Source organism: Streptomyces sp. CRN 30, from assembly GCF_034105845.1.
Genome location: NZ_JAVRHI010000451.1, coordinates 1 through 3,668, shown reverse-complemented (window position 1 = coordinate 3,668; position 3,668 = coordinate 1). Strand labels below are relative to the sequence as shown.

The window sequence follows — 3,668 nt, the reverse complement described above, 5'->3', positions numbered from 1 at the left end:
CTCGATCATCAACATCGTCGGCACCGTGATCGCGATGATCTTCGTGGACCGGGTCGGCCGCAAGCCGCTGGCCATCATCGGCTCCGTCGGCATGGTCGTCGGCCTGGCCCTGGAGGCCTGGGCCTTCTCCGCCCACCTCGTCGACGGCAAACTCCCCGCCACGCAGGGCTGGGTGGCACTGATCGCCGCCCACGTCTTCGTCCTCTTCTTCGCCCTGTCCTGGGGCGTCATCGTCTGGGTCATGCTCGGCGAGATGTTCCCCAACCGGCTGCGCGCCGCAGCCCTGGGTGTGGCCGCCTCGGCGCAGTGGATCGCCAACTGGGCCATCACCGCGAGCTTCCCCTCGCTGGCCGACTGGAACCTCTCCGCGACCTACGTGATCTACACCGTCTTCGCCGCGCTCTCCATCCCCTTCGTGCTCAAGTTCGTCAAGGAGACGAACGGCAAGACGCTGGAGGAAATGGGCTGAGGCCCCCCGAAGCCCGGGGGGAGGAGCCAAGTCCCCGCTGCCCCTCTCCCCGTGTCGTACCGCCGCCCCCGTTCCGGCCCGCCGCCGGACGGGGGCGGCGGTCTTCTCCGGGCCGGGCGCGGTGCGTGGGGCTGGGCGCGCATGGTCCCACGCCGGGGCTGAGGGCCCGTACCGGACGGCCCCTGCCGCAGGCGCGGACGGGGGCGGCGACCCTAGCCCCTCGACGCCGACTCGTCGGCCCTCCGCGCCGACCCGCGAGCCTCTACGCCGCCGGCCCGCCAGCCTCTACGCCGCCGACGACGACGCCCCCGCCACCACTGCCGGCTTCGCCACCACCGCCGGCTTCGGCAGCACCACGTACAGCAGGCCCGAGACCAGGATGGTCGCCACCCAGCCGAGGCCGTACTCGCCGATGACGTTGTTGCCGGCCAGGGGGCCGGTGAACCAGTCGGACGCGGTGAAGAGCAGCCCCGCGACCAGGCCGATCGCCCACGCGGACACGGCGGCGGGGGAGAAGCCGCCCCGGTACCAGTACGCGCTGGTGCGCCCGGTGTCGGACAGCGCCGTCCCGTCGTACTCGCGGCGGCGCAGCATGTCCGCGCCGAAGACGCCGACCCACGCGGAGAAGGCGACCGCCAGCAGCGACAGGAACGCGGTGAAGGAGCCCACGAAGCTCGTCGCCGCCAGCATCAGCACACCGCCGAAGACCAGGGAGATCACCGCGTTCACCGACACCGCCCAGTGGCGCGGCACCCTGAAGCCGAGGGTCTGCGCGGTGAAGCCCGCCGAGTACATCGACATCGCGTTGATCAGCAGCATGCCGACGAGCGCGATCAGCAGGTACGGCACCGCGATCCAGGTCGGCAGGATCTCGCCGAGGAACGCGACCGGGTCGGCCGCCGACGCGAGGTCCGGTGTCGCGACGGCCATCACCGCGCCCATCAGCACCATCGGCAGGACGACGATCGCGGCGCCGCCCACCGTCACGCCCACGATCCCCTTCGCGGAGGCCGTGCGCGGCAGGTACCGGGTGAAGTCGGGCGCCGACGGAATCCAGCTGACGCCGCCCGCCGCGATCAGACCGATGCCCGTGACCATCGCGGCGACCGACCCCGAGGGCCGGCCGAAGACCCCGGACCAGTCGGTCTCGGCGATCAGATAGCCGAGGACCAGCAGCGAGAAGGCGCCGAACAGGTACGCCGCGTACTTGTTGCACTTCTGCACCGCGTTGATGCCCAGCCCCGAGATCGCGAACGTCGCGACGACGAAGGCGAGCAGCGTCACCAGGTCCAGGAAGGGATTGGCCCGCACCCCGAACAGGATGTCCAACACGCTGAGCAGCGCGTACGCGCCGGTCACCGCGTTGATCGTCTCCCAGCCCCAGCGCGCGACCCAGATCAGCGCGCCGGGCAGCAGATTGCCCCGCTGCCCGAACACCGCGCGGGAGAGCGCCATCCCGGGCGCACCGCCGCGCTTGCCGGCGATGCCGATGAGCCCGACCAGGCCGTACGACAGCAGGGGCGCGCACGCCGCGACGACCAGCGCCTGCCAGAAGTCGATGCGGTGCACCACGACGAGGCTCGCGCCCATGGTGAGGAGCAACACGCTGATGTTGGCCCCGACCCAGGTCGGGAAGAGCCCGCGGACGCGGGCGGTGCGTTCGGCGTCGGGCACCTGCTCGATGCCGCGGGTCTCCAGGGCGCCGTCGGTCGCGGCGGTTTCGCTCATGGTGGGGGTCCGTGCCTCGTGGGGGTTCCGCACCTCACGGAAAGGGAGGGCGGTCGGGGACTCTACGCGCGTCAATGCGGCCGTTCCATCGTACTTTGCTACCACCTCGCCCCTCCAGTGGCCTTTGTCCCTAGGAGGAAGCCACAGAACGGCGGCGCCGCGCACCTCTGACCGATCGGGGCCATGACTGATACTGGGGGCGTTATGGAAATCGTCATCCTTGCTGTAGTCATCGCCGTGGTCGTGATCGGCGCGCTCGGCGGGCTGGTCGTCGGCAGCCGCCGCAAGAAGCAGCTGCCGAAGCCGCCTCCCGCCACGCCCGACATCACCGCCCCTCCGACCGAACCGCGTGTCGGCGACGAGGCCGAGACGCCGCGCGACGAAGCGCGCCGGACCATAGAGGAGGTCGACCTCCCGGACGGCGGTACGGCCACCGTCGCCGAGCCGCCCGTCGTCGAAGAGCTCGAAGTACCTCAGCTGGAGGTCCCCGAGCCCACCGCCGGCCGTCTGGTCCGGCTCCGTTCCCGCCTCTCCCGTTCGCAGAACGCGCTCGGCAAGGGCCTGCTCACGCTCCTCTCCCGCGAGCACCTCGACGAGGACACCTGGGAGGAGATCGAGGACACGCTCCTCACCGCCGACGTCGGCGTGCGGCCCACCCAGGAGCTGGTCGAGCGGCTGCGCGAGCGTGTCCGCGTGCTGGGCACCCGTACCCCGCAGGAGCTGCGGGGGCTGCTGCGGGAGGAACTGATCACGCTGGTCGGTGCCGACCTGGACCGCGAGGTCAAGACCGAGCCCGCCACGGGCAAGCCCGGCATCGTGATGGTCGTCGGGGTCAACGGCACCGGCAAGACCACCACCACCGGCAAGCTCGCCCGCGTCCTGGTCGCCGACGGGCGCAGCGTCGTCCTGGGCGCCGCGGACACCTTCCGCGCCGCCGCCGCCGACCAGCTCCAGACCTGGGGCGAGCGGGTCGGCGCCCACACCGTGCGCGGTCCCGAGGGCGGCGACCCGGCCTCCGTCGCGTTCGACGCGGTGAAGGAGGGCAAGGAGCTGGGCTCCGACGTGGTGCTCATCGACACCGCTGGCCGGCTGCACACCAAGACCGGCCTCATGGACGAGCTGGGCAAGGTCAAGCGGGTCGTGGAGAAGCACGCCCCGCTGGACGAGGTGCTGCTGGTCCTCGACGCCACCACCGGCCAGAACGGTCTGATCCAGGCCCGGGTCTTCGCCGAGGTCGTCGACATCACCGGCATCGTGCTGACCAAGCTGGACGGCACGGCCAAGGGCGGCATCGTGGTCGCCGTCCAGCGTGAGCTGGGCGTGCCGGTCAAGCTGATCGGGCTGGGCGAGGGCGCCGACGACCTGGCGCCGTTCGAGCCCGAGGGCTTCGTGGACGCGCTGATCGGCGACTGACGACGGCGGTCCTGACCCCCGTATGTGCGGAGGCGCCCACCCTTCAGGGGTGGGCGCC

The 3,668-nt window shown here is 71.6% G+C and carries 3 protein-coding genes; 2 read left to right on the top strand and 1 reads right to left on the bottom strand.

Features of this window, described 5'->3' with window-relative positions; genetic code table 11:
• A partial coding sequence (locus UW392_RS51530; protein ID WP_320782356.1) for an MFS transporter occupies nt 1–469 on the top strand: 469 nt, incomplete at its 5' end.
• Between the two features lie 285 nt (nt 470–754).
• On the opposite strand, the gene UW392_RS51525 is transcribed toward UW392_RS51530, so the two are convergent.
• A complete protein-coding gene (locus UW392_RS51525; protein ID WP_320782355.1) occupies nt 755–2,197 on the bottom strand; it encodes a cytosine permease in 1,443 nt (480 codons plus the stop codon).
• Nucleotides 2,198–2,401: 204 nt separating this feature from the next.
• On the opposite strand from UW392_RS51525, the gene ftsY reads away from it, so the two are divergent.
• Nucleotides 2,402–3,610: a signal recognition particle-docking protein FtsY gene (ftsY, locus tag UW392_RS51520; protein ID WP_320782354.1), complete on the top strand. Its 1,209-nt coding sequence runs from the start codon at nt 2,402–2,404 to the stop codon at nt 3,608–3,610.
• Nucleotides 3,611–3,668 lie beyond the last annotated feature (58 nt).

Bases quoted from the DNA above. Each gene is read 5' to 3' on its own strand.
- UW392_RS51525 (WP_320782355.1), bottom strand. From the start codon at position 2,197: ATGAGCGAAACCGCCGCGACCGACGGCGCCCTGGAGACCCGCGGCATC.
- ftsY (WP_320782354.1), top strand. From the start codon at position 2,402: ATGGAAATCGTCATCCTTGCTGTAGTCATCGCCGTGGTCGTGATCGGC.